Raw genomic sequence first — 25242 nt, forward strand, 5'->3', positions numbered from 1 at the left:
TTATGAATATGAATCAATATGCAGATTTAATTTTAGAACGATTAATTAATCAAAAAATAGAAATAACTCAACAATATAATAATAGCAAAGATAAGATTGGATATTTTTGGGTTGATGATTTGTTGCCAGAAGAATTAGCATTAGAAATAAATCAAGTTTTTCCACAAGAAAAAGAAATGGTTTTGAAGAAAAGTCTGAAAGAAGATAAATATATTGCAGTTCAAATGAATCAATATAATCCTATTTTAGAAGAAATTATTTATGCTTTTCAAGACGAAAGAATCGTTAAGTTTATTGCAGAAATTTGTGAAATAAAAGAACCAATTCCAGATTCTTCCTTGTATGCAGGTGGTTTGTCTATGATGGGAAATCGTCAATTTTTGCAACCGCATTTAGATAATTCTCACGATGCTAAAAGAGAATTGTGGAGAGTACTGAATTTATTGTATTATGTAACGCCAGATTGGAAAGAGGAATATGGAGGAAATTTAGAAGTTTGGCCAAATGGATTGAAAAATGATCAGATTACAATTTTTAGTAAATTCAATCGATTGGCTATAATGGCAACACATAATGATTCTTTGCATTCTGTTTCACCAATAAAATATGATGGATTTAGAAAATGTGTTTCGAATTATTATTTCTCGAAAAAACCATTAAGAGAAACAGATTCTTTTCATGTAACATCGTTTAGAGGTCGTCCAGAACAAAAGGTTTTAGATCAAGTTTTACAAGTAGATAATGCGCTGAGAATGGGCGTTCGAAAAGTATTTAAAAAAGGAGTGGTAGAGAATCCACATATTTATAAAAAAGAAAAAAAGTAGATTAAGTTTTAATCTACTTTTTTAATTTGCTCAAAAATTTCTTTTAATTTTTTCTCTTCGTTTTCCCAACAAAGTTCATTTGCAGCTATTGCAAGATTTTCTTGATAGCTTCTTTTTCCTTCCTCTAAGATTTCTTGTAGTTTTTCAGCCAAATGTTTTGGCTTGTGACTTTCGATCACTTTTCCAACGTTATAATCTTCGATTATTTTTTTTATTTCAGGTAAATTAGTTCCTAAAATAGGTACTCTCGCTTGAATAAAGTCAAATAATTTATTCGGTAGAGCGTAGCGATAGCTTAATCCTAAATCTTCTTCCATACTCATTCCTACATCAGCTAAAGGTGTTATAGTTTTTAAAGTTTTTGGGGGAATATTTCCTAAAAAATGAACGCGATCAGAAAGATTCAAATCTTTCACTAATTGTTCGTATTCTGCTTTTTTAGGCCCTTCGCCAGCGATCCAAAATTGACAATTATCGATGTATTTAAAAGCTTTAATCATTTTGTCAATTCCTCGACTCATATTTATTGCGCCTTGATACAATAATATTTTATCATTTTTAGGATTTTCGGGTAAGCGAAAGAAAATAAAATCTTGTTTATCGTTTAATTTTGTTCGGTTGGGAACATTTCTAATCACAGCTGGATTAGCGCCATATTCTTTGCAAAACCAATTGGCATATCCATTACTTACTGTATAAAAATAGTTGACTTTCGGTAAGAGAAAATGTTCTAAAGTTTTCCAAACTTTTTTAGTTTTTGGACGATTCTGTAATGATGGTAATTCTGAGAAAATTTCATGACTATCAAAAACCAACGGAATATTTTTTAATTTACTTACTAAATAAAAAGGAAGTAAACTATCCAAATCATTTGCTAAAAGAATGGTTTGTTTATCCGATTTTTTCAATAATGTAAAAAATAATTTCCAATTAAACTCTGCATACATTTTCATAGAAGATTGATTTTTCATATCAATCAAATAAGTTTTGTATGATTTGTTTAACTTAGGTTTTCCTTTTATAGTCGCTCCAATCAATTCCACATCATATCCAAACTTTAACAAAGAATGACAAACTTTATCTAATCTCTGGTCCGTTTCAATATTATTTAATACAGCAGATAGGATTTTCAATTTTATGGTTCTTTAAGATTATTTTCCAGGTTTGAAAGCGATATAATACGCTTGAACCAAAAATAAAATTGCATTAGGAATAAGGACTGGCCAAGCCTCCATCATAGCAGCATAAATTACAAAACATATACAACCAATTGCATTGATAATACGAATAATTGTAATTTTTGAAAAAAAGAATGCTAAGACAATAAAGACTGAAGCAAGATAGCCAAAAATATCAGCTATACCAATGTTAGATAAAAAATCCATAAAACGATAAATAAGAATGATAAAGTATAGGCAAAATTATGAAAAATAAGTCGATAACTTTGCGTAAATTTGCACAATGATAGAAACTTTATCAAAGATAAAACACAAAGATTCGCCAAACTTCTTTTTAATCGCTGGCCCATGTGCCATAGAGAATGAAGATATGGCTTTGAGAATTGCTGAAAAAGTAGTAACAATTACTGATAAATTAGAGATTCCTTATGTTTTTAAAGGATCTTTCAAAAAAGCAAATCGTTCTCGTATTGATAGTTTTACAGGAATTGGTGATGAAAAAGCATTAAAAATTATTCAAAAAGTTGGAGAAACTTTTGATGTGCCAACGACTACAGATATTCACGAACCTTTTCATGCAGAAATGGCAGCGGCTTATGTAGATGTTTTACAAATACCTGCATTTTTAGTTCGCCAAACCGATTTAGTGGTTGCAGCAGCACAAACAGGAAAACATGTTACCTTGAAAAAAGGTCAATTTCTTTCGCCAGAAGCAATGAAATTTCCTGTAGAAAAAGTAATAGATTCTGGGAATAATAATGTAGCAATTATAGAACGTGGAACAATGTTAGGTTACGGAGATTTAGTAGTAGATTATCGTGGAATTCCTGTTATGCAAAATTATGCACCAGTTATTTTAGATATTACACATTCTTTACAACAACCAAATCAAGCTTCGGGTGTAACAGGAGGAAAACCAGAGTTAATCGAAACTATTGCAAAAGCTGGAATTGCTGTTGGTGCAGATGGTATTTTTATCGAAACGCATCCAGATCCTAAAAATGCAAAAAGTGACGGAGCAAACATGTTACAATTAGATTTGTTAGAAGGTTTATTGACTAAATTAGTTCGAGTTCGTCAAGCAATTCTTTAAAAATATTTTTTAAAAAGAAAATTTATTAAATAATACTTAGTCAAATTGATTAAGTATTTTTAATTTATTAAATATGAATAATTTAATTCAGAAATATAATATTCCTGGTCCTCGTTATACAAGTTACCCAACTGTTCCTTTTTGGGATAATGAAGGTTTTACAAAACAACGATGGATAGAAACGTTTCAACAATCTTTTGATGAGAGTAACGAAGAAGAAGGAATATCTATTTACATTCATTTGCCTTATTGCGAATCGTTGTGTACATTTTGTGCTTGTAACAAACGTATTACAAAACAACATTCAATAGAGGAACCGTACATTGATACGGTTTTAGGTGAATGGAAATTATATGTGGATTTATTTTCATCTCGACCAAAAATTAAAGAAATTCATTTAGGAGGAGGAACACCAACTTTTTTCTCTTCAGAAAATTTGAAGAAATTAATAGATGGTATTTTTGAATATGCGGATGTAGCAGAAGGATACGAATTTAGTTTAGAAGGACATCCAAATAACACCACAAAAGAACATCTACAAACCTTATACAATTTAGGTTTTAGACGTATTTCTTACGGTGTACAAGATTATGATCTGAAAGTTCAAGAAGCGATTAATCGTGTTCAACCTTTCGAGAATGTGAAAAGAGCAACAGAAGAAGCGCGTGAAATTGGTTTTACATCTATTTCTCACGATTTGATTTTTGGTCTTCCACATCAAACAATGGAAGGAATGATGAAAACAATTAATTTGACAAAAGAATTAAATCCAGATCGTATATCATTTTATAGCTACGCCCATGTACCGTGGATAAAAGGTGTTGGACAAAGAGGTTTTAACGACGAAGATTTACCATCACCAGAGTTGAAACGTGCCTTATACGAGGAAGGTAAAAAAATGTTCGAAGAAATGAATTATTTTGAAGTTGGAATGGATCATTTTGCTTTAAAAGAAGATTCGATGTATCAATCGATGAAAAACCATACATTACATCGTAATTTTATGGGTTATTCTTCTTCGAAAACACAATTAATGGTTGGTTTAGGCGTATCTTCTATCAGTGATTCTTGGTATAGTTTTGCACAAAACGAGAAAACAGTAGAAGAATACACAAAATCAATTCACAATGGAGAATTATCCGTTTTCAAAGGACATATTTTATCAGAAGAAGATTTGATAATGCGTCGTCATATTCTAAATTTAATGTGTAATTTAGAAACTTCTTGGGAAGAAGATAACATGAAATTTGAAGATGTAGATCGTATAAAAACTATGTTACAAGATATGGTTGACGATCATTTGATTGAATTTGTAGAAAATGGTTTGGTCGTAAAAGAAGAAGGACGTCCATATGTACGAAATGTATGTATGACATTCGATAAGAGAATGATAGATAACGAGCCAGAAACCCGCATTTTCTCGATGACAATCTAATAAACAGATAAATGTTTTAAACTTTATCAAAAAAAGTATATATTTGAATATCTCAAACAATGAAAGAAATAGAAATTCACGGTAAAAAATTTATTCCGTACATCGCATTTGAAGAAATAGAACACGCCATCAAAAATATGGCAAATGAAGTTTATGAAGAATACAAAGACGAAAGACCGATTTTTGTTGGTGTATTAAACGGAGTTGTAATGTTCTTCAGCGATTTCTTAAAACAATATCAAGGAGAATGTGAGATTTCATTCTTGAAATTAAAATCTTACGAAGGAACAGAATCAACAGGGAAAATCACTATTGAGATGGATATTCCAATGAATGTTGAAGGACGTCACGTAATTATTTTAGAAGATATTGTTGATACGGGTAATACGTTAGTAGAATTGCACCGAATCTTGCAAGAGAAAAAGGTAAAATCATTAAAAGTCGCAACTTTATTATTTAAGCCAGACGCTTACAAAAAAGATTTAAAAGTAGATTTAGTAGGAATCTCAATTCCTGATAAATTTGTAGTAGGTTATGGATTAGATTTTGACGGATTAGGAAGAAATTTACCAGATATTTATCAAATAAAACATTAAAACAAAATGCTAAACATTGTATTGTTCGGACCTCCTGGTAGTGGTAAAGGGACACAAGCTAAATTTTTAGAAGAAAAGTACCAAACTCCTCAAATTTCTACTGGAGACTTATTTCGTTTCAACCTTAAAAATGAAACAGAATTAGGATCTCTTGTAAAATCTTACATGGATAATGGACAATTAGTTCCAGATGAGGTAACAACAAATATGTTGATTGATCATTTAGATAAAAATCCAAATTCAAACGGATATATTTTTGATGGATATCCTCGTACAACTTCTCAAGCAGAAGCTTTAGATAAGATCTTAGCAGATAAATACAAAGACGAAGTAACGATTACATTAGCATTAGTTGTTGATGATGAAATTTTAGTTCAACGTTTATTAGAACGCGGAAAAACTTCTGGTCGTGCTGATGATGTGGACGAAAAAATTATTCGTGATCGTATTACAGAATATTATCAAAAAACTGCAATTGTAGCAGAGCACTACAAAGCGCAAGGAAAATGGGTTGAGATTGATGGAGTAGGTTCTATTGAAGATATTACCGAAAAATTGAACGCAGCAATTGAAGAAGTTTTATAAGAACAAACTTTTATATTATAAAAAAAATCTCCTTTTTAAAATAAAAGGAGATTTTTTTTGTTTATTTTCCTTCAACCAAGCCTTTACAAATGTTTTTTACAACTGCAGGACCTTCATAAATAAAGCCTGTATAAACTTGTAACAAACTTGCACCAGCTTCCAGTTTTTCTTTCGCATCTTCGGCTGTATGAATTCCACCAACTCCAATGATAGGAAATGCTTTGTTCGATTTTTCAGAAAGATAACGAATCACTTCTGTCGAACGATCTTTCAATGGTTTTCCCGAAACTCCTCCATTTTCTTTTACAATAGTAGGATCAGATTTTAAACCTTCTCTCGAAATAGTTGTGTTTGTCGCAATCACTCCTGCAATTTTAGATTCTAATACAATATCTATAATATCGTCTAATTGCGAATCTGTTAAATCTGGTGCTATTTTTAGTAAAATTGGTTTCGATTTTTCGTTCTGATTATTGTATTGTTGCAAATAATTTAGAATGTACAATAATGGTTCTTTTTCTTGCAAATCTCGCAATCCAGGCGTGTTTGGAGAACTAACATTGACTACAAAATAATCTACATAATCAAACAATGCATTAAAACACTTGATATAATCATCAACAGCATCTTCATTTGGTGTTAGTTTATTTTTTCCAATATTTCCGCCAATAATATAATTTTCTCGATTTTTTAATTCTCTAATTTTTGAAACAGCAAAATCAACACCTTTGTTATTAAATCCCATTCGGTTGATAATCGCTTGATCTTCTACCAAACGAAACATACGTGGTGCATCATTTCCTGGTTGAGGTTTTGGTGTAACGGTTCCAATTTCTATAAAACCAAATCCGAAGTGGTTCAATTCTTCGATATATTCAGCATTTTTGTCAAAACCAGCAGCTAAACCAATAGGATTTTTGAATTTAATTCCAAAAACTTCTCGTTCTAAACTAGGATGATTATATTGATAGAATTTATCTAATAATTTTCCAACTCCAGGAAAAGAAACGTAGTTTTTTAGATTCCTAGTTACAAAATGATGAGCTTCCTCAGGTTGTAATTGAAATAAAATGTTTTTGAATTGTTTGTACATGTTGCAAAATTAGTGAATCCTATTAAGACAGAAAAGCAAGAATTGGAGTTAGAGAAATAATTTTTTAAGTCAAGAAAATTACGTCTTTTATTAATTATTTATTCAAAATAGATCATACAAGATTTTAATAAACAAATTAGAAATCGTACTTTTACTGACTAACTTAAAAGAAAAGAATTATGCAATCAAATTTCGTTGACTACGTAAAAATAAATTGTAGAGCCGGTCACGGCGGCGCGGGTTCAGCAAGTTTGCATCGCGAAAAATATATTGACAAAGGAGGACCAGATGGTGGTGATGGTGGACGTGGAGGAAATATTACACTTCGCGGAAACTCAAATCTTTGGACATTATTAGAATTTAGATTCAAAAAACATTTCCGTGCGCAAAATGGTGGGCGTGGAGGTAAATCTCGTTCTACAGGTGCAGATGGTGATGATATTATTTTGGAAGTTCCAATTGGAACAATTGCCAAAGATGAAGAAGGAAATACAATAGGTGAAATAACAGAATCTGGGCAAGAATTGATTATTGCAAAAGGAGGAAAAGGAGGTTTAGGAAACTGGCATTTTCGTTCTGCAACACGTCAAACGCCTCGTTATGCTCAACCTGGTTTAGATGGTGATGAACGTCAAGTTACATTAGAGCTTAAAATTCTAGCTGATGTTGGTTTAGTTGGTTTTCCAAATGCAGGAAAATCTACTTTATTAGCTGCTGTTTCTGCTGCTAAACCAAAAATTGCTGATTATGCGTTTACAACTTTAACGCCTAATTTAGGAATTGTAGAATATCGTAATCAGAAATCATTCATTATGGCAGATATTCCTGGAATTATAGAAGGAGCTGCTGAAGGAAAAGGACTTGGACATCGTTTCTTGCGTCATATTGAACGTAATTCAAACTTATTATTTTTAATTCCTGCCGATTCAGAAGATTATAAAAAAGAATATGAAATTCTGTTGAACGAATTGAAGAAATTTAATCCTGAATTATTAGATAAAGGAAGAGTTTTAGCTATTTCTAAATCGGATATGTTGGATGATGAATTGGAAGCTGAAATTAAAACTCAATTGCCAACTGATATCGATACAATATTTATTTCGTCTGTTTCTGGAAAAGGAATCAAAGAATTGAAAGATTTATTGTGGAAAAAATTACACGAATAACTAATTATTAAAGATAAAGACAAATGTTTGGAAATTTTGGAGACATTATGGGAATGATGGGAAAAATCAATTCTTTTAAAGATAAATTCTCTGATTTGAAAAATGAATTAGACAGCGAAGTTTTTACAACAACTTCTAACGATGGTAAAGTGAAAATTACAATGTCTAAATTAGCTACAGTAAAAGATATTGAACTTGCTGAAGGAATGGAGAAAGAAGAGATTGAAGATTTATTGGTGATGACGTTAAACAAAGCGTTGGAACAAGTAAAAAATGAAGCAATCGATAAAGCTAAGAAAACAGCTCAGGATAATTTACCAAATATCCCTGGAATGCCTTTCTAAAAGTGAATAACTAAAAAATATAAAACCCCTGAAAATTAATTTTTCAGGGGTTTATTTTTGATATAAATTATGGTTATTTGATGATTAATTTTGACGTATTTTCTCCTTCATTAGAAGAAACTTGTACAAAATAAACACCGCTAGTTAAGTTTGTGTTAATCTCTTTTTTGAAATTTCCTGTAGCATTTGTATTAGTTGAATATACGATTCGTCCGTTTATATCAATGACATTAATTTTAACTTGTCCTGTAATTTTCTGTTCGATTGTAAAAGTTCCATTTGATGGATTTGGATAAATTTTAGACTCGTTTTTTACTAAATCATTTGTTGCTAATAGTTCAGTTTCGAATTTCTTTACTGCTAAGAAAATATTGTCAATTGCTTCTATCATTATATAACCTTTTGTGACAGAAACTGCATCTTCAGGCATTTTGAAAGTAGCAGAACCATTATTATCCACGATTCCTAATTCTTTAAAAGATTTTCCTCCGTCCCATGAAATTGAAACTTTAACTTTTGTTGTATTTACTGGAGCAATATCTGTGTTGGCAACATCCCATGTTACTGTAAATTCATTTGTATTAATAACAAGTTTTTCTGGGGATGTAATAACAAAAGGTCCTACACTCGGAGTGGCAGTTACTTTTACTTGTGCATAATTATTTTGTGGTCCTTCTGGATTATAATCTCTTGCTGTAACTGTAAAATCATACTTTCTTGGAACAGACGTTAAAGATTCACCAACAATAGTACTATATATTTCATTTAATTTTGGTGGTTGTTCATCAAAAACATCTCGTGTTAATTTATTTTCAAGAATACTTTCAAATTTAGGAAAATAGCGATAAGTTTCTTTTACTGGTTGATAAGATCTAAAATTAGGACCAATTGTTTTATTCGTTCTCACTCTACTGTAAGAATTAGTTGTTGTATATGTTCCTGAATTGTTTTGTTCCCAATTTACTAGAATAGCATCATTTTCATCATCTGTTACCTTTGCATCTAGCTTGAATGCTGTTTCAACTGGAATGTAATATGTAGTTTCTTTTAATTCAATTTTAGGGGCTGTATTCAAAATTGGACGAGAAATTCCACAAGTTTTAGTACTTAAATTATCTTTAACTTGTCGAATGCTCGAATGCGCAAAGTAATCATCAGAATGCGCTTGTATATTATAATATGTAATACCAGCATATCCCATAATAGTCGATCCTCCTCCAGGCTCAACAAGAACACCTGAACTTTCGTATCTGTGAGAGAATGTATGATTTGCTCCTAGTTGATGTCCAATTTCGTGTGCAACATAATCTACATCAAAACTATCTCCTTTTGGTAAACCGTTTCCAGGAGAAGTAAAACCACTTCCTTTACCTAGAGGAAAATCAGTTTCACATATACAACCTATACAACCGGCATTTCCTCCACCGCCTTCGTGTCCAAATAAATGGCCTATATCATATTTATCTTCTCCAAAATTATCGCGTAAATTACGTTGTAATTCTACATTCCAAACAGAAGCATAATTAGGTGAAGTTCCATATATACTATCATTAGAAAGACCTTCTCTTGCAGGAGAATAAGGATCTGTTTTTGGATCTAAATAAACAAGTTTTTCAATATCATCAGCAAAAATGAAATTAACAGCCATATCTTTTTCGAAAATACCATTTACACGAGTCATCGTATTGTTCATGGCTTCAAGTGATTTTTCTAATGTGCCACCAAAAGTTTGACTATATTCTCCTGTAACAGATAAAGCTAAACGATATGTTCTGAATTTTTGATCATTATTCTTTGTTTCAATTCTTTCAGCAAGTTGATGATTTGCATGTTCTTCTGGAGTAGAGCAATTAAAATCATTTTTTGCATTTTTAGAATGTACTTCGAAAAATTTTCCATCGCTTGAATAAGTTTCTAAAAATTCAGATTTGTCATGTGCTCGAAAAATTGTCGAACTAATTCCCGAAGGTCCTGTACTAAAACGTAAATAAGCCGAAGGATCTTCTATACTTTTTCCTACATAAGAGCGCAAATTCGGATATTTTGCTTGGTCTTTTGCCGAAAAATTAGAAGCTTCCCAAACTTCAAAACGTTCAACAACTCCTTTATCATTAGGCATACTAATGATTGTACCAACTTGATTTGTATTACGAGAAGTTACATTTACTAATTTTTGATCTAATGTTTTGCGATCTAATTTGAAAATTTTTTGGTTTCTTTTATTCTGATATTCTGTTCTTGCAGTTGGATAAGCTTCAGATTCAGTAACTAGTGTCCAGTTTTGCGCAAATGAATAATTTGAAGAAAGTAAAAGAAATAAATAATATATATTTTTTTTCATCAATACGTTAATTTTGGGGCAAAACTATCCTAAAAATATTAACCATCAAAGGAAAATCGATAAATATTTTTAATTAATCTAAATAAAATAATAAATTTATTTCGATTTAATGAGAGTTGATTCTTTCTATTTTATCATATGAATTTTTAATAATAAATAAGCTAATAAAACACAAAACATGTTAAAAATAAATACAATAGCAGCAATTTTATTAACAATGATAAGTTGTGCTGTAAATCATAATAAACCGATAGAAAATGATTTGAAAACGGTTGAAATAACACGAATACAATCAACTAGAAAATATACAGAAAGTCAAATTATTGACTCAAAGAAAACATACATTATTCATAATTTTGATACAATAGTTAGAGAAACGAGAAAGGAAGATTGGAAGAAAATAAAAGAATTATTACATCCTATCAATTTATCGAAATTAGAAAATATTGTGGTTGATAAAAGTGCACAAACTCATCAATTTGATGGAGCTCCACTTGTTAATATTGTTGTAAAAGAAAACGAAATTAATTACTATTCTCCTAGTTATGATGCAGGAAGTGCACCAAAAGAAATTTATGAATTGGATGTATTTTTGAAATCGTTGTCAGAATGATTTTCTTCATTCAACGATTCAAAATATTCTGCTTTCAAACGTTCTTGTTCTTGATAAACTTCCCATAAACGTTCCTCTTGTGGATCATAATAATTTTCTTGATCCCATTTCGGAACTTCTTTTTGTGGTCCAATTTTTCTAAATAGATAAGCGAAAAAAGCGCCTGAAATAAATCCACTCAAATGCCCTTCCCAAGAAATAGAATTGCTACTTGTATCAGTTTTCAATTGTGGCAAAATTTCTTGTGGAACCATTCCCCAAATCATCCCACCATACAATAAAATAATGATTAATGAAATCGCCATTAACCCACGTTCTTTTCTAATAATTCCACTAAAAAATATAAATGAAGCTAATAAGTAAACGATTGAACTTGCTCCAATATGACAACTTACATAATCATCCAAAAAAGGTGGATTTCCAATCAACCAAAGAATTATTCCAGACAAAATCCAGCCAAAGAAAATAACATAATAAGCCAATCTATCGTACATTAATAAAGCGATAAAACTAAGAAATGCTAATGGAAATGTATTGCTAATAATATGTTTCCAACCCGAATGGAAAAGTGGTGAGAATAAAATTCCTTTTAATCCTACAAAAGTTCTTGGAATAACTCCGTAACAACTATCCAAACTATAACCATTTTGTTGGAATAAGAAGATAATCCACATTGGGATAAGTAATAATAAAGGAATTATAATGGTTTTCTTTGGGAAAGGATAACTCATAAAATTGGTTTCAGGATATCTTTCAATCTTTATTCCTTTCCAGAAATTCTGCCAATTTTGGTTAAATTAAGATCGATATCGTTTTATCAATTCCTTTGCAAGCAATTTCCAATCAGTCCATTTTATACCTAATTGATGATTCTGAACTGAAATTTTATGTTGATAATCTAAATGCTTAATGACTTCTTTATAAGCTTTTATCAAATTAAAATTCGGATCATAAATATGTGTTGCTTCAGAATTTGCTCCATTTATTTCGAGTATGACAAAATTTCCGTTCTGAAAATCTTCCAAACTTTTTGCTTTCAAATCAATTCGTCCATAAAAGAAACCATCTATTTTCTTAGCAATTTCATCAATCGTTTCTTCTAATTTTTTTGTTTTTAGCGAAGAACCATCCAAGAAAATTGTTCCACGACTATGATTGCCAATTGGTTCAACTAACAATTTTTCATTTTCCGATAGAATAGAATGCAATTGATTTTCATAACGTTTAAACAAATAATCTTTTCGATAAAAAGCTCTTAAATTTTGTTCGATTAATTCTTTCAAAGTTGATTTTCCATCTCCTGTAAAAGTCAAAAAATCTTTTGCTGTTATCGAAAGTATTTTGCCTTTGTTTTCTTTAGGTAAACGAACATAAAAAACACCAAATTCAAAATTGGATTGAATATATTCTTGTAAAATTAAATCTCGATTATTTTGCTCTAAATAAGTTTTCCAATCATTTTCATTGCGAATTAATTCTACTCCAAATCCTCGTTCACCAAAATTTGGTTTTGCTATAAAAGGAAACTCGAATGGAATTTTTTGAGAAGTAAATTCTTCAAAAAAAACAGTTTTTGGTTTATAATTTTCATCAATCTGATTGAGTAAATCGATCTTAGAATAATCAATAAAACCACCCCATTTCATTGTGGGATTTACAGAACAAAAATAAGCTGGAGCACCTGCTTGGAAGATTTTATAAATGTACCAAGGTGTTAATGGCGCATAAAATAACCAGAATGGCCAAAATTCGTATTGTGTCCATTTTGTTATTTTTGGATTCATTTCTCTTGATTTTGAAAAGCAATGGTTGAAGATGAAATTCCAAAATTTTGAGGAATTTTAATCGTAGGAAAATGAGTTTCTATTGCAATTTTAATCAATGCAAAATGATGGACGCTGTGATCAAAACAATACATTAATTCGCGATGATTTGTTGTGTTAATCGTAAAATTTTCGCCGTAATAATTTTGTTCAAGTTGAATAATTTTATCTAAATCTAAACGTTCAATTCGTGATTTTAGAAAATTCAAAGTATTCAAATTCTCAACAACAGAGTTTTCTAACAATTTATTTCGCTTTCTGCGATCATAACAAATAGAATGATTGTTCTGAGCTTCTAAAAAGCAAGTATAGAATTCAATAATATGTCGAAAATGTTGACCAATAGAAGCATCAGAAATAATTTCTAATTCTTTTTGAAAAGACGAATCGTCAAATTGCAAAAGAATTAATTTCATTTCATCAAAAGAATGCGCTATAGTTTTCTGAATACTCATATTTCTTTGCAAAGATAAATTTTTACATTTGAACTAAATCGAAAAATGAGATGTGTATAATCAGTTTTTACAAAAATGGAGATGAATTTGTGTTGACACACAACCGAGATGAAGAAATAAATCGTTCTTCTTCCAAAGAAATTGTGGAACAAAAACGTTTTAATAAAACTTATTTTTCTCCTGTAGATGAACGTGCAAATGGAACTTGGATTTTCTATTCGGAACAATATATAGCTTGTATTTTGAATGGAGGAATTGAAAAACCATTGCATTTGAAAGATAAATACAGAGAAAGCAGAGGAATTATTTTGTTAAATTTATTGAAGTATAACTCTGTAAATGAATTTGTTGATTCGGAAAATTTGTCAGAAATAGCTCCTTTTACAATTTTTGTATTTGAAAGACCAACTAAAAATGCTTACCTTTTGTTTTGGAACGAAAATGAACTGATTGTAAAAGATGTTTCGCAAGAAAAAATTGTAACGTGGTGTTCGTCTACTTTATACAATCCTGAAAGAAGAAATGAAATTAATGAAATTTTTAATGAAAATAATGATTTAAATCTCAGAAAAATTTTAGAACTTCACAATGATTTGAAAATGAAAAAAGGCGATTTATACGATTTTTTAGCAACAACATCAATCTCTCAAATTGTTATGAATTCTTTAAGAATTGATATGAAATATTGTCAGTTATTTTAAAATTAGTAGACAATAATTCGCTATTTTAGGGAATCATCAAATCATTTCAGACATAGGCATAATTTATGCTATAATCAATTGAATATTATTAAAGACAGCTTAAATAAAATGAACGATAATTTCTCACAACAAGTAAAAGACGTTATTTCTTACAGTAAGGAAGAAGCGTTGAGATTAGGGCACGACCAGATAGGAACGGAACACCTTCTGTTGGGGATTATTCGCGACGGTGAAGGGAAAGCCATTTCTGTCTTAGAAGCATTAAACGTCGATTTAGATGAAATGCGACAAAAAATAGAAAACCTAAACCCAGCAAAGGAAACTCCAGAAAATAATATAAAAAAATTGAGTTTGACAAAACAAGCTGAAAGAGCGTTGAAAACAACTTTCTTAGAAGCTAAATTGTTCAAAAGTCCTACTGTAAATACAATCCATTTATTATTATGTATTCTTCGTAATGAAAACGATCCAATTACAAAATTGATGAATAAATTGGATATTGATTATAATACAGTAAAAGAAGAATTCAAATTTCAATTTCAAGATGAAGAAATTCAATCTCCTCGTGCAGAAAATCCATCATTTGATGGAGGTGATTCTGACAATGATTTTGAACGAGCATCTACAAGTAAATCGACTTCAAAAAGTAAAACTCCTGTTTTAGATAATTTTGGACGCGATTTAACTGCTATTGCGCAAGAAGGAAAATTGGATCCTGTTGTTGGTCGAGAAAAAGAAATAGAACGTGTTTCTCAAATTCTTTCTCGACGTAAAAAGAACAATCCATTATTGATTGGAGAACCAGGAGTTGGTAAGTCTGCAATTGCAGAAGGTTTAGCATTACGAATTGTACAACGTAAAGTTTCTCGTGTATTATTCAACAAGCGTGTAGTTACTTTAGATTTAGCTTCATTAGTTGCTGGTACAAAATACCGTGGACAGTTTGAAGAACGTATGAAAGCAATCATGAATGAATTAGAGAAAAATGATGACATTATTCTTTTCATTGATGAATTACATACAATTGTTGGAGCAGGAGGAGCTACAGGTTCTTTAGATGCTTCGAACATGTTTAAACCTGCCTTGGCAAGAGGAGAACTGCAATGTATTGGTGCAACAACTTTGGATGAATACCGTCAATATATTGAGAAAGATGGAGCTTTGGTTCGTCGTTTTCAAAATGTAATGGTAGAACCAACTACACCAGAAGAAACATTACAGATTTTACATAATATAAAAGATAAATACGAAGCTCATCATAATGTAAATTATACAGATGAAGCATTGCAAGCTTGTGTTAATTTAACAACACGCTATATTACAGATCGTTTTTTACCAGATAAAGCAATTGACGCTTTAGATGAAGCAGGTTCTCGTGTGCATATCAAGAATATAAAAGTTCCGCAAGAAATTTTAGATCTTGAAGCAAAATTAGAAGAAGTTCGCGAAGAGAAAACGAAAGTTGTAAAATCTCAAAAATACGAAGAAGCTGCTCGTTTACGTGATTCAGAAAAGCAAATTGAAAGTGATTTGATTCGTGAACAAGCAAAATGGGTACAAGAATCGAAAGAAAATCGTGAAACCGTTACAGAAGAAAATGTAGCAGAAGTTGTTTCATTAATGTCTGGAGTTCCCGTACATCGTGTAGCAGAAAAAGAATTAAAAAAATTAGCTCAAATGAATGAGTTAATGAAAGGAAAAGTAATTGGTCAAGACGAAGCAGTTGCAAAAGTTGTGAAAGCAATTCAACGTAATCGTGCAGGATTAAAAGATCCTAACAAACCAATTGGTTCATTTATTTTCTTAGGAACAACAGGAGTTGGTAAAACACAATTAGCAAAAGTACTAGCCAAAGAAATTTTCGATTCTAACGATGCTTTAATCAGAATTGATATGTCTGAATATATGGAGAAATTTGCTGTTTCTCGATTAGTAGGAGCACCTCCGGGTTATGTTGGTTATGAAGAAGGTGGTCAATTGACAGAAGCCGTTCGTCGCAAACCATATGCAGTAATTTTGTTAGATGAGATTGAAAAAGCACATCCAGATGTATTCAATATCTTATTGCAAATTTTAGATGATGGACATGTAACAGATAGTTTAGGACGTAAAGTAGATTTCCGTAATACGATTATCATCTTGACATCTAATATTGGTACAAGACAATTGAAAGAATTTGGAGATGGTGTTGGATTTGGAACTTCAACAAAGAAAAATTCTGCTGATGAACGAGCAAAATCAACGATTGAAACTGCTCTGAAACGTGCTTTTGCACCAGAATTTTTAAATCGTATTGATGATATTATTTTCTTTAATTCTTTAACAAAAGAAGATATTATGAAAATTATCGATATTGAATTAGAAAGTTTAATTGAGCGTTTAACAGCTTTAAATTATCATATCGAATTAACTGAAGAAGCGAAGAATTTTATTGCGGATAAAGGATTTGATAAAGATTATGGAGCGCGCCCATTGAAAAGAGCAATTCAAAAATATATTGAAGATCCAATGGCAGAAGAAATCATTAATGCTGTAATTAGTGAAGGAGATCAATTGATTCTTGACTTAAATGACGCAAAAGATGGAGTTCAAATTTCTGTAAAAGGAAAAATTGAAGAAGAAAAATCAGAGTAATATCTAAGTTTCTATAATAGAAAGGCTTGAACATTTTTGTTTGAGCCTTTTTTATTTTGATAACTTTTACCGTACATTTGCGCTCAGCAAGCCACTTTGTCGCTTCAAATTTATTTGAAGAGGAAAGTCCGGGCTCCAAAGAGTAAGCATAGCGGGTAACGCCCGTCCGTCGAGAGGCGAGGACAAGTGCAACAGAAAGTATGTACAGTTCGGCTGTAGTGAAACCAGGTAAACTCTATGCGGAGCAATGCCATGTATACCAGCAGTTAAGAGCTACTCGTTCGTTGCTGGGGGGTAGGCAGATTGATATTTTAGGTAACTAAAATACTAGATAAATGACAAAGCATTTTAAATCTAAAATGACAGAACCCGGCTTATCGGCTTGCTTTTTTTATTTTTTAAAATAAAGACTAAATAATTCTGAAGTATTAGAACAATCGTTTTTCTTCAACATATTTCTTCGATGCGTATCAACTGTATGTTTACTCAGCTTCATGGCATCTGCTATATCTTGACTGGTATAACCTTTAATTAAAAATTCAATAATTTCTTTTTCTTTTTTTGTTAATTGAAGTGAAGAATTTAAATCTGGATTTAAAAGATTATTTAAACCATTTTTAATGTTATAAATGTGCATTTTAGGAACGCCACCAACTTTTAGTAAAGTAATATCAGTAGCGATACAAATAACACGGTTAGGAAGAAATTTTTTCCCTAATTCATAAAAGAAATGCTGAAGATGTATTTGATGAATACCACCATCGACATCAAGAACACGAAAATCATAAGTAAATTTATAGTTGGTTCTTTCTTCTGGAATAATTTCCATGCTGAAATTTGAAATCTTATTCTGAATATCAATTACATATTCCAAATCTTCTGGATGAACCATTTGAACACACAATTCAGCACTATATTCTTCTAATTTATAACCTAATATAGATTCTGCTTGTGAAGAAACATATTCAAAAGTACCTTTATTTGGATCAATAATATACATGAAATATTCTCCAATAGAAAGACTTCCGTAAACTTGTAAAAATTCATCAATTGTATTAAAATCATTATTATCTTCAGAATTAATTCTTTTTTCAGTATTTATACTCCAAAATTTTTTGACAGTACTCACATACTCTTCGAATGATTTCTGATCTTTTTCCTTCATGAATAGCGTTCTTTAATGGTGATAAATAATACTAGTTAATGAGTATTTTTTATTCGTGTAAGATACTGTAATTTTGCAAAATACCTATGAATTATTTAGCAATTTTGCTTCTCAACCAACCTAAATGATTTGAAATATCATTTCTATTTACTAAAAAGGAGCTTTAAAATAAGCTCCTTTTATTATTTTTTTTGATATTTTTTTAAAGTAAAGATTTCACTTTTTCAATAACAGCAGTTGAATCGATACCATATTTTTTCATTAAATCTGATGGTGTTCCAGATTCTCCGAATTGATCATTAACTGCAACAAAAGCTTGTCTTGTTGGTAATTTTTGTGCTAAAACTCTAGCAACAGATTCACCTAAACCACCTAAAATATTATGCTCTTCAGCGGTAACAATTTTACCTGTTTTCTTTACAGAGTTTAAAATGATCTCTTCGTCTAATGGTTTGATCGTATGAATGTTGATAACTTCACAAGAAATTCCTTCTTTTTCTAATTCTGCAGCAGCAACCAATGATTCCCAAACTAAGTGTCCTGTAGCAACAATTGTTACGTCAGAACCTTCGTGCATTAAAATTCCTTTTCCAATTTCGAATTTTTGATCAGCTGGTGTGAAAACAGGAACAGCAGGACGTCCGAAACGTAAGTAAACTGGTCCTTCGTATTCAGCAACAGCAATTGTAGCTGCTTTAGTTTGATTGTAATCACATGGATTTATAACAACCATTCCTGGCAACATTTTCATCAAACCAATATCTTCTAATGTTTGGTGAGTTGCACCATCTTCTCCTAATGTTAAACCAGCGTGCGAAGCAGCTATTTTTACATTTTTATTAGAATAAGCAATAGATTGACGAATTTGATCGTAAACACGTGCTGTAGAAAATTCTGCAAATGTACCTGTAAAAGGAATTTTGCCTCCGATTGTTAAACCAGCAGCAATTCCCATCATGTTTGCTTCTGCAATTCCTATTTGGAAAAAGCGTTCTGGATTTTCTTTAATAAATTGATCCATTTTTAATGAACCAATCAAGTCAGCACATAAAGCAACAACATTAGGATTTGTTCTTCCTAACTCTGTTAATCCGTCTCCGAATCCACTACGTGTATCTTTTTTTTCTGTGTATGTTAAGTCTATCATTATTTTTGTTTTTTGTATTCTTTTTTATATTTCTCTAACTCTGCTTTTTCATCAAATTGATAAATAAAATCATTTGGTGAAATATTAATTTCTTCGTTCTCGTCTTTGCTTTCGTTATTTTTTATCCAGTTTTCTAAAGTTTCGACATTTTCTAGAACAATATTTTGTCCAACTCGATATACTAAGCCTTTCAAATTTAGTTCAGAATTGATAAATGGAACAGTGTTGATTTTAGAATTTGTATCAATACAAATTTCTGTACCTTCATCTTTGTTGTTATCTTTTCTAAAAATAGTATATACTTCGCATTTCTGATTTAGAATCGTTTCTTTTTTAGCTGTTCTGTTCGCAAGATAATTATTCCCGATAATTGAATTCGTTAAACTTGGATTGTCGGTTATTAAGAACGCATTTCCTAATAAATCTTTTGTTCCGTCAAAATCAATTTTGAAAACCTTCGGATTTGCTTCTTCACTGTAAACCGAATACATATTATCGTTTAATTTTAATGAAGCAAAATTTCCCATTGGTGTTCGTGTAATCATCAAGTGAGCTTTGTGATCTTTTGTTGATAAAATATCCAGAAAATCTGAATAGAAATCGCTCTTGATACGATATTGTATCACGTTTTCAAATTTATACGATTGCATTTGAGCAAAAGAAAAACTTGTTAACATGATTAATATGAAACGGATAGATTTTTTCATAATCGATGTGTTTGACGATGATTAATCTAAAGAATTTAAGAAAGTTGTTAATTTATCTTTGTCTTCTTTTTTCAGTTTATCATATTTGTTGTTAATTTCTAAAACGCTTTTTCTCATCGCATTAATTGTTTCAGGCAAACCAACACTTCCGCTTTGATAGATGTATAAATCGCACACTTGACCTGTATAATTGTGAACTAAGTTTCCTAATTCTTTGTCTATAAAAGCTGGAATTTTAGTTTTTAAATCTTTACAATGTTCTGGAGCTATTTTCATGAAATCTTGCACTTCAGGATTATCGATTGCTAAATCAATTACATTAATGTCTGTTGTTTTATAAGTTGATGTATACGGATCATAAAAATCAGCCATTGAATAATCTGCTGCAACGGCAGAATCTACTGCGACAGCTGCTTCATCAATATCTGTTGATCCTTTTGTTAACTTAAACTTTTTTGCATCATCAAAATATGTTTTGAAAAGGTTATTTAATTCTTTTACTTCACTTTTGTCCGCTATTTTATTTTTTTTGAACTGTTTTATCAATTGGTTTGTAGAACCTTCTGCTGCTGATAAAGCTTTGTTACGATCAATATCAGGATTTCCATCATAATCGTTATCTGTGTAAACTAAGCCATAGTTTAGAGAAGCAATCGTTCCAAAAAGACTATTGACATTATCATTATCAGATGTTTGATAGGTATAATAATTGATAATAGGATCTTCGTAGCGATTGTCTGGTGTGTAAGCTTCAGTAGCATAAGTACTATCTACACCTGTCATTAGGTTTTCATATTCTTGCTTCTTTTTTGCTATTACATTTGTAAAGTTTTCGATTTCTTTCTTTTCATCAAACTTTACTTTTACGTTAGCATTGGATACTTTATCGATTGTAAAACCAATAAAATCTCCTGCATCAATACGCACCAAAAGACCTTTCAATTTACTTTTTGGAAACAAATGAGTCATGTTATCCAATTGATTTTTTTCATCAATACAAATTGTAGACTTTTTTATTTCCTCAAAAGCTTTCGATTCTATTTCATAATCATTACACTTATATCCATTAATTGTTTGTGTAGAGTTCATGTTTTTTATTGAAATAATCTCAGTAAAAAAATCATCATCATAAGGTAATAAGCTCTTTTCGTCAATACCTTCATAATAATATGGAATTTTAATCTTTAAATCATTTTCTAAAGAGTTTGCAAAGACATTGTAAAGTCTATTATTCAATGTTAAAAAAGATTCGTGATTGAAACTCTTTGTTACATCAGTTTGATAGAGATAACTATTTCCTTCAAAGGTTCCTAATATTGCTTCTTTTGAGAGATAATTAATAAAAAACATTTCTTCTTCTCCTGTTAAATAACCTTGAATTTCATCAGGCATACTAACTTTATAAGAGATTTTTTTATCAAAAGAATATGTTTTTTCTTGTCCAAAAGCTGTCAAAGAACAAAGCGTAAGTATAGAATAAAATAACGTTTTCATAGTATTTTGTGGTTAATGTTAATTTTTAGTAATCTGTTAACTCAGTTTCTGGGTTTTGCTCTAATGCTGCTGCTAATTGCTCATCGTTAGGTGCTTTTCCGTGCCAAGAGTGGCTTCCCATCATGTAATCTACTCCATTACCCATTTCTGTATGCAATAAGATAGAAACTGGTTTTCCGTTGCCTGTCAATGTTTTAGCTTTTTCTAAAATAGCAATAACTTTCTCTAAGTCGTTCCCGTTTTCTTCTTCTAAAACAATCCATCCGAAGGCTTCTAGCTTAGCTTTCAAATTTCCTAAAGGCATTACAACATCTGTATCACCATCTATTTGTCTACCGTTGTAATCAATAGTAGCAATTACATTGTCTACTTTTTTTCCTGCAGCATACATAAATGCTTCCCAAACTTGTCCTTCTTGTAATTCACCATCACCGTGTAATGTGTAAACTAGTTTGTCGTCATTGTTTAATTTTTTTGCTTGTGCAGCACCTAATGCAACAGATAATCCTTGACCTAATGAACCAGAAGCGATACGAATACCAGGTAAACCTTCGTGTGTTGTTGGGTGTCCTTGTAGACGAGAGTCTAACTTTCTGAATGTTGCCAACTCGCTTATAGGGAAAAATCCTGAGCGTGCCAATGTACTATAATAAACTGGAGAAATATGACCATTTGATAAGAAGAATAAGTCTTCTCCCTTTCCGTCCATAGAGAAATCCGTAGAGTATGTCATCACTTTACCGAATAATGCGGCAAAGAATTCTGCACATCCTAATGAACCACCAGGGTGACCACTATTTACGGCATGTACCATTCTCAAAATATCTCTCCTTGTTTGTTGTACTTGTGTGTGAAGTTCTTGAAGTGTCATTGTTTGTCTATAAAAATTTAAACAAAAATAATTCTTTTTTAATGGGCAAAAAAATGATAGATAAGAAATCACTACAAATAGGGAAGATAATCTATGGTTATTAAAATCCTCTGCGAGCTTTAATCAATAGGTTGTTTTATTTTTAGAGAAAGCTGCTTAGGTTTCATTAATCGAGAAGCTTCTCGTTGGTCGATAGCTGCGCAGGTTTCACCTAACGAGAAGCTAGGTTTTAGTCAACGAGAAGCTTCTCGTTTGTAATCTCTTCACTAGAAGTTTTTGTAAAGGTTGTTTGTAAAGAAAAAGGACGTGGTTATTACCACGTCCGTTAGTTGTTATTCTTCTACATGCCATTCGCCACGATGAGGTATTAAGGCGTCTCGTACTTGTATCATTTCAGACTCTGTTACAACCAAATATGCCACAGCATATTCTGGTTCTACCTCTACAAATTCGGAAATTGTAGATTGCAATTTCTCTTTTTCTGCGTATTGTTTCAGATGAATAGCATGGTGCTTTGCTGTTGGTATAGCGTCGGGACCATAGAAATCCCATATAAGTTTTAACTTCTTTTCCATTCTAAATTTTTTCAAATGAGGTCTTTATTCCTTTTATTAATGCTGAACTAAATCCTTGATGTTCCATTTCATTTAGTCCTGCTATTGTGCAACCTTTTGGTGTTGTTACTTTGTCTATTTCTTGTTCTGGGTGCAATCCATTTACAATCAAAAGTTCTGCTGCTCCTTTTACTGTTTGGGTTACAATTTTAGATGCCGTTTGTGCATCGAAACCTATCTCTATTCCGCCTTGTATCATGGCTCTTATAAAGCGTAAAACATAGGCTATTCCGCATGCACCAACAACGGTTGCAGCGTTCATTAATTCTTCGTTAATGACAACTGTTTCACCTATTGGGTTGAAAATTGTTTTTACTTCGTTAACCAATGTTTGGCTGCTTGTGTTTCCACAAATACATGTTATCGACTCTTCTACAGATGCTGCTGTGTTTGGCATTGCGCGGAAGATAGACATGTTTTCTGGTAATAATTTTTGGTATGTTTCTAATGAGATACCTGTTGCTACTGATATTACTAGTTTATCTGTATTGAAATCGTTTTTTAACTGCGTTAAAACTTCTTCTACTTTATATGGTTTTACACAAAGCAAGACGTAATCAGCTTCTGATACAGCAGCATGATTGTCGTTTGTTAACGTTACACCTTGTTTGCCAAGATGCTCTAGTTGTGCTAAATTATTGCGTGTTGCAATGATTTGTTTTGCTTCGAATGCGTTGTTTTTTAGAAGACCTTCTATAATAGAGATTCCTAGATTTCCTGCTCCAATAACTGCAATTTTCTTCATAAGTAGTATAGTGTTAGACTTTTTGATTTGTAATTTAATGAGAAATTTCTTTTTGTTTGTTCGAACTGACAAGCCATAATCCGATAAAGGTTAGTAAACCATTTAGAATAATAAGCTCTACACCAATTCTATAGTTGCTAAAGTTAATCACTATTTCGTTGATGATATAAGTAAGCACTGGCGCTAGTAAAGCGACTATAATAATTGAATATTTGATGTAAATGTTGCGTTTAGTTAAAATACCGAAAGCGAATAATCCTAATAATGGACCGTATGTATAGCCTGCAACCTCCATTACCAAATAGACGATAGATTTGTTATTGATTAGTTTGAAAACCATTATCAAGACAAAGAAAACGATTGTGAATATTAAGTGTACACGAATACGAATCTTTTTCTTCTCGTTTTCTGATTTCTCTTTGCGCTCGTTGAGGTTTAATAAATCGACGCAATAAGAACTTGTAATTGCTGTTAATGCTCCGTCGGCAGAAGGGAATAATGCAGAGATTAAACCAATGATAAAGATAATCGCGATAATCATCGGGAAATGATGTCCTAATAATGAAAGTGCTGGGAACATATCATCGCCCATAATATTTTGGCCTCCTTGTTCCATAAAGAAACCGTCGGCTGTATAAAAACCACCTTCGCTCATTGCATATAAGTAAAGTAATCCGCCTAAGAATAGGAAGGCTAAATTGACAATTAATAATGTTCCTGCAAAGGTTAACATGTTCTTTTTCGAATTTTTCAGGTTGTCAACAGAGATGTTTTTTTGCATCATTTCTTGGTCAAGCCCAGTCATTGCGATCGTGATAAACATTCCTCCTAAGATTGTTTTCAAGAAGTATGTTTTAGAATTTGGGTCGAGATTTATGAAATGTGTGTAGTTCTTGGCTTGCATTATATCATAAGCTTCACCAATAGACAAGTTAAGATGCGATAAGATAAACCATATACAAGCAATCAAACTAATAATCATAAATGATGTTTGCAAAGTATCTGTTACTACAATTGTTTTTACGCCACCCTCGAAAGTATATAATAATATCATCAATAATAAGACAAATGTTGTAACCCAAAACGGTACGCCCAAATTGTCTAATAGAAATATTTGTAACACATTTACTACTAAATATAAACGAGCTGTAGCTCCAATTCCTCTTGATATAATAAAGAAAACCGAACCTATTTTGTGAGCTTCGACATTGAAACGTTTTCCTAAATAAGTATAGATTGAAGTTAAGTTCATTCGGTAATAGAGTGGAAGCAACACGCCTGCAACAATGAAATAACCAAGGAAAAACCCTAGTACCATCATGTAATACTCGAATCCTCCATAAATATATTCGGAACCAGTTAATTTTCCTACTGTTCCAGGAACCGAAATAAAGGTAACCCCACTAAGGCTTGTACCAATCATTCCGAAAGCAACTAGCCACCATTTACTTTTTTTGTTTCCATTAAAGAAAGATTGGTTGTCCGAATTTCGACTGGTAAAGTAAGAGATGACTAAAAGTCCTACAAAGTATACGATAACACAAAGTAGTAAAATTGTTGAGTTCATAATTTATTAGTAAATAAGCCCAAATTTAATATTTTTGGTTTAATGATGATA

The 25242-nt window shown here is 31.3% G+C and carries 25 protein-coding genes and 1 other RNA gene; 11 read left to right on the forward strand and 15 right to left on the reverse strand.

The window, feature by feature from the left end; translation table 11 throughout:
• Window positions 1-8: 8 nt before the first annotated feature.
• Window positions 9-824 carry a 2OG-Fe(II) oxygenase gene (locus tag ACMHJW_RS05505; RefSeq protein WP_413532414.1) on the forward strand — a complete coding sequence of 272 codons (816 nt, stop codon included), beginning with the start codon at window positions 9-11 and terminating at the stop codon, window positions 822-824.
• 8 nt (window positions 825-832) lie between these two features.
• Here ACMHJW_RS05505 and ACMHJW_RS05510 read toward each other — a convergent pair whose 3' ends face one another.
• Window positions 833-1957 carry a glycosyltransferase gene (locus ACMHJW_RS05510; RefSeq protein ID WP_413532415.1) on the reverse strand — a complete coding sequence of 375 codons (1125 nt, stop codon included), beginning with the start codon at window positions 1955-1957 and terminating at the stop codon, window positions 833-835.
• A gap of 18 nt (window positions 1958-1975) precedes the next feature.
• Window positions 1976-2209, reverse strand: coding sequence for a uroporphyrinogen decarboxylase (locus ACMHJW_RS05515; protein WP_413532416.1), 234 nt, complete (start codon window positions 2207-2209; stop codon window positions 1976-1978).
• 76 nt (window positions 2210-2285) lie between these two features.
• On the opposite strand from ACMHJW_RS05515, the gene kdsA reads away from it, so the two are divergent.
• The 4 genes from kdsA (at window position 2286) to ACMHJW_RS05535 (ending at window position 5711) form a co-directional block, all read left to right on the forward strand.
• On the forward strand, window positions 2286-3095 hold the full coding sequence (kdsA, locus tag ACMHJW_RS05520) for a 3-deoxy-8-phosphooctulonate synthase (protein ID WP_413532417.1): 810 nt from the start codon (window positions 2286-2288) through the stop codon (window positions 3093-3095).
• Between the two features lie 73 nt (window positions 3096-3168).
• Window positions 3169-4530, forward strand: a complete 1362-nt coding sequence (gene hemN / locus ACMHJW_RS05525) for an oxygen-independent coproporphyrinogen III oxidase (protein WP_413532418.1) — start codon at window positions 3169-3171, stop codon at window positions 4528-4530.
• Between the two features lie 59 nt (window positions 4531-4589).
• Entirely contained in the window at window positions 4590-5126 is a 537-nt protein-coding gene (hpt, locus tag ACMHJW_RS05530) for a hypoxanthine phosphoribosyltransferase (protein ID WP_413532419.1), read from the forward strand.
• A gap of 6 nt (window positions 5127-5132) precedes the next feature.
• Window positions 5133-5711: an adenylate kinase gene (locus tag ACMHJW_RS05535; RefSeq protein WP_413532420.1), complete on the forward strand. Its 579-nt coding sequence runs from the start codon at window positions 5133-5135 to the stop codon at window positions 5709-5711.
• Window positions 5712-5772: 61 nt separating this feature from the next.
• Here ACMHJW_RS05535 and ACMHJW_RS05540 read toward each other — a convergent pair whose 3' ends face one another.
• On the reverse strand, window positions 5773-6804 hold the full coding sequence (locus ACMHJW_RS05540) for a quinone-dependent dihydroorotate dehydrogenase (RefSeq protein WP_413532421.1): 1032 nt from the start codon (window positions 6802-6804) through the stop codon (window positions 5773-5775).
• A gap of 179 nt (window positions 6805-6983) precedes the next feature.
• Between ACMHJW_RS05540 and obgE the strand changes: the two genes are divergently transcribed.
• Both obgE and ACMHJW_RS05550 read left to right on the forward strand, forming a co-directional pair.
• Window positions 6984-7970 (forward strand): GTPase ObgE, encoded by a 987-nt coding sequence (gene obgE, locus ACMHJW_RS05545; protein ID WP_413532422.1) that lies wholly within the window; start codon window positions 6984-6986, stop codon window positions 7968-7970.
• Between the two features lie 23 nt (window positions 7971-7993).
• On the forward strand, window positions 7994-8314 hold the full coding sequence (locus ACMHJW_RS05550; protein WP_413532423.1) for a YbaB/EbfC family nucleoid-associated protein: 321 nt from the start codon (window positions 7994-7996) through the stop codon (window positions 8312-8314).
• Window positions 8315-8387: 73 nt separating this feature from the next.
• Here ACMHJW_RS05550 and ACMHJW_RS05555 read toward each other — a convergent pair whose 3' ends face one another.
• Window positions 8388-10655, reverse strand: a complete 2268-nt coding sequence (locus ACMHJW_RS05555) for a zinc-dependent metalloprotease (RefSeq protein WP_413532424.1) — start codon at window positions 10653-10655, stop codon at window positions 8388-8390.
• A 178-nt stretch (window positions 10656-10833) separates the two neighbouring features.
• On the opposite strand from ACMHJW_RS05555, the gene ACMHJW_RS05560 reads away from it, so the two are divergent.
• Window positions 10834-11268, forward strand: a complete 435-nt coding sequence (locus ACMHJW_RS05560; protein ID WP_413532425.1) for a hypothetical protein — start codon at window positions 10834-10836, stop codon at window positions 11266-11268.
• On the opposite strand, the gene ACMHJW_RS05565 is transcribed toward ACMHJW_RS05560, so the two are convergent.
• From ACMHJW_RS05565 to ACMHJW_RS05575, 3 genes are all read right to left on the reverse strand, one after another.
• The gene (locus ACMHJW_RS05565; RefSeq protein WP_413532426.1) at window positions 11229-11999 is read right to left on the reverse strand and encodes a rhomboid family intramembrane serine protease; all 771 of its coding nucleotides are present in this window, start codon (window positions 11997-11999) and stop codon (window positions 11229-11231) included. The genes ACMHJW_RS05560 and ACMHJW_RS05565 overlap by 40 nt on opposite strands.
• A gap of 66 nt (window positions 12000-12065) precedes the next feature.
• Window positions 12066-13052: a D-alanine--D-alanine ligase gene (locus ACMHJW_RS05570; protein WP_413532427.1), complete on the reverse strand. Its 987-nt coding sequence runs from the start codon at window positions 13050-13052 to the stop codon at window positions 12066-12068.
• Window positions 13049-13546: a hypothetical protein gene (locus ACMHJW_RS05575; RefSeq protein ID WP_413532428.1), complete on the reverse strand. Its 498-nt coding sequence runs from the start codon at window positions 13544-13546 to the stop codon at window positions 13049-13051. The genes ACMHJW_RS05570 and ACMHJW_RS05575 overlap by 4 nt, the downstream gene beginning before the upstream one ends.
• Before the next feature lie 50 nt (window positions 13547-13596).
• On the opposite strand from ACMHJW_RS05575, the gene ACMHJW_RS05580 reads away from it, so the two are divergent.
• The 3 genes from ACMHJW_RS05580 (at window position 13597) to rnpB (ending at window position 17274) form a co-directional block, all read left to right on the forward strand.
• Window positions 13597-14247, forward strand: a complete 651-nt coding sequence (locus tag ACMHJW_RS05580; RefSeq protein WP_413532429.1) for an NRDE family protein — start codon at window positions 13597-13599, stop codon at window positions 14245-14247.
• Between the two features lie 108 nt (window positions 14248-14355).
• On the forward strand, window positions 14356-16881 hold the full coding sequence (locus ACMHJW_RS05585; RefSeq protein ID WP_413532430.1) for an ATP-dependent Clp protease ATP-binding subunit: 2526 nt from the start codon (window positions 14356-14358) through the stop codon (window positions 16879-16881).
• 83 nt (window positions 16882-16964) lie between these two features.
• Window positions 16965-17274, forward strand: an RNA gene (rnpB, locus tag ACMHJW_RS05590) — RNase P RNA component class A.
• Here rnpB and ACMHJW_RS05595 read toward each other — a convergent pair.
• The 8 genes from ACMHJW_RS05595 to ACMHJW_RS05630 form a co-directional block, all read right to left on the reverse strand.
• Window positions 17273-18046: a LuxR C-terminal-related transcriptional regulator gene (locus tag ACMHJW_RS05595; protein WP_413532431.1), complete on the reverse strand. Its 774-nt coding sequence runs from the start codon at window positions 18044-18046 to the stop codon at window positions 17273-17275. The two genes, rnpB and ACMHJW_RS05595, sit on opposite strands and share 2 nt — an antisense overlap.
• A gap of 202 nt (window positions 18047-18248) precedes the next feature.
• Window positions 18249-19190 (reverse strand): transketolase family protein, encoded by a 942-nt coding sequence (locus ACMHJW_RS05600; RefSeq protein ID WP_413532583.1) that lies wholly within the window; start codon window positions 19188-19190, stop codon window positions 18249-18251.
• A 2-nt stretch (window positions 19191-19192) separates the two neighbouring features.
• A complete protein-coding gene (locus tag ACMHJW_RS05605) occupies window positions 19193-19900 on the reverse strand; it encodes a hypothetical protein (RefSeq protein WP_413532432.1) in 708 nt (235 codons plus the stop codon).
• 21 nt (window positions 19901-19921) lie between these two features.
• Window positions 19922-21394, reverse strand: coding sequence for a hypothetical protein (locus ACMHJW_RS05610; protein ID WP_413532433.1), 1473 nt, complete (start codon window positions 21392-21394; stop codon window positions 19922-19924).
• A 25-nt stretch (window positions 21395-21419) separates the two neighbouring features.
• Complete coding sequence (locus tag ACMHJW_RS05615; protein ID WP_413532434.1) at window positions 21420-22265, reverse strand: transketolase; 846 nt, start codon at window positions 22263-22265, stop codon at window positions 21420-21422.
• Window positions 22266-22597: 332 nt separating this feature from the next.
• Entirely contained in the window at window positions 22598-22840 is a 243-nt protein-coding gene (locus ACMHJW_RS05620; protein ID WP_413532435.1) for a hypothetical protein, read from the reverse strand.
• Between the two features lies 1 nt (window position 22841).
• Window positions 22842-23624: a pyrroline-5-carboxylate reductase gene (gene proC / locus ACMHJW_RS05625; protein ID WP_413532436.1), complete on the reverse strand. Its 783-nt coding sequence runs from the start codon at window positions 23622-23624 to the stop codon at window positions 22842-22844.
• A gap of 34 nt (window positions 23625-23658) precedes the next feature.
• Window positions 23659-25191 carry a sodium:solute symporter gene (locus ACMHJW_RS05630; protein WP_413532437.1) on the reverse strand — a complete coding sequence of 511 codons (1533 nt, stop codon included), beginning with the start codon at window positions 25189-25191 and terminating at the stop codon, window positions 23659-23661.
• Window positions 25192-25242: the final 51 nt, after the last annotated feature.

This window comes from Empedobacter brevis (assembly GCF_965118635.1).
Taxonomy (GTDB): Bacteria; Bacteroidota; Bacteroidia; order Flavobacteriales; family Weeksellaceae; genus Empedobacter; species Empedobacter brevis_A.

What these genes read in the sequence shown, in the direction of transcription:
- ACMHJW_RS05505 (WP_413532414.1), top strand. Translation starts at nt 9, where the DNA reads ATGAATCAATATGCAGATTTAATTTTAGAACGATTAATTAATCAAAAA.
- ACMHJW_RS05515 (WP_413532416.1), bottom strand. Translation starts at nt 2,209, where the DNA reads ATGGATTTTTTATCTAACATTGGTATAGCTGATATTTTTGGCTATCTT.
- kdsA (WP_413532417.1), top strand. Translation starts at nt 2,286, where the DNA reads ATGATAGAAACTTTATCAAAGATAAAACACAAAGATTCGCCAAACTTC.
- hemN (WP_413532418.1), top strand. Translation starts at nt 3,169, where the DNA reads ATGAATAATTTAATTCAGAAATATAATATTCCTGGTCCTCGTTATACA.
- hpt (WP_413532419.1), top strand. Translation starts at nt 4,590, where the DNA reads ATGAAAGAAATAGAAATTCACGGTAAAAAATTTATTCCGTACATCGCA.
- ACMHJW_RS05535 (WP_413532420.1), top strand. Translation starts at nt 5,133, where the DNA reads ATGCTAAACATTGTATTGTTCGGACCTCCTGGTAGTGGTAAAGGGACA.
- ACMHJW_RS05540 (WP_413532421.1), bottom strand. Translation starts at nt 6,804, where the DNA reads ATGTACAAACAATTCAAAAACATTTTATTTCAATTACAACCTGAGGAA.
- obgE (WP_413532422.1), top strand. Translation starts at nt 6,984, where the DNA reads ATGCAATCAAATTTCGTTGACTACGTAAAAATAAATTGTAGAGCCGGT.
- ACMHJW_RS05550 (WP_413532423.1), top strand. Translation starts at nt 7,994, where the DNA reads ATGTTTGGAAATTTTGGAGACATTATGGGAATGATGGGAAAAATCAAT.
- ACMHJW_RS05555 (WP_413532424.1), bottom strand. Translation starts at nt 10,655, where the DNA reads ATGAAAAAAAATATATATTATTTATTTCTTTTACTTTCTTCAAATTAT.
- ACMHJW_RS05560 (WP_413532425.1), top strand. Translation starts at nt 10,834, where the DNA reads ATGTTAAAAATAAATACAATAGCAGCAATTTTATTAACAATGATAAGT.
- ACMHJW_RS05565 (WP_413532426.1), bottom strand. Translation starts at nt 11,999, where the DNA reads ATGAGTTATCCTTTCCCAAAGAAAACCATTATAATTCCTTTATTATTA.
- ACMHJW_RS05570 (WP_413532427.1), bottom strand. Translation starts at nt 13,052, where the DNA reads ATGAATCCAAAAATAACAAAATGGACACAATACGAATTTTGGCCATTC.
- ACMHJW_RS05575 (WP_413532428.1), bottom strand. Translation starts at nt 13,546, where the DNA reads ATGAGTATTCAGAAAACTATAGCGCATTCTTTTGATGAAATGAAATTA.
- ACMHJW_RS05580 (WP_413532429.1), top strand. Translation starts at nt 13,597, where the DNA reads ATGTGTATAATCAGTTTTTACAAAAATGGAGATGAATTTGTGTTGACA.
- ACMHJW_RS05585 (WP_413532430.1), top strand. Translation starts at nt 14,356, where the DNA reads ATGAACGATAATTTCTCACAACAAGTAAAAGACGTTATTTCTTACAGT.
- ACMHJW_RS05595 (WP_413532431.1), bottom strand. Translation starts at nt 18,046, where the DNA reads ATGAAGGAAAAAGATCAGAAATCATTCGAAGAGTATGTGAGTACTGTC.
- ACMHJW_RS05605 (WP_413532432.1), bottom strand. Translation starts at nt 19,900, where the DNA reads ATGAAAAAATCTATCCGTTTCATATTAATCATGTTAACAAGTTTTTCT.
- ACMHJW_RS05610 (WP_413532433.1), bottom strand. Translation starts at nt 21,394, where the DNA reads ATGAAAACGTTATTTTATTCTATACTTACGCTTTGTTCTTTGACAGCT.
- ACMHJW_RS05615 (WP_413532434.1), bottom strand. Translation starts at nt 22,265, where the DNA reads ATGACACTTCAAGAACTTCACACACAAGTACAACAAACAAGGAGAGAT.
- ACMHJW_RS05620 (WP_413532435.1), bottom strand. Translation starts at nt 22,840, where the DNA reads ATGGAAAAGAAGTTAAAACTTATATGGGATTTCTATGGTCCCGACGCT.
- proC (WP_413532436.1), bottom strand. Translation starts at nt 23,624, where the DNA reads ATGAAGAAAATTGCAGTTATTGGAGCAGGAAATCTAGGAATCTCTATT.
- ACMHJW_RS05630 (WP_413532437.1), bottom strand. Translation starts at nt 25,191, where the DNA reads ATGAACTCAACAATTTTACTACTTTGTGTTATCGTATACTTTGTAGGA.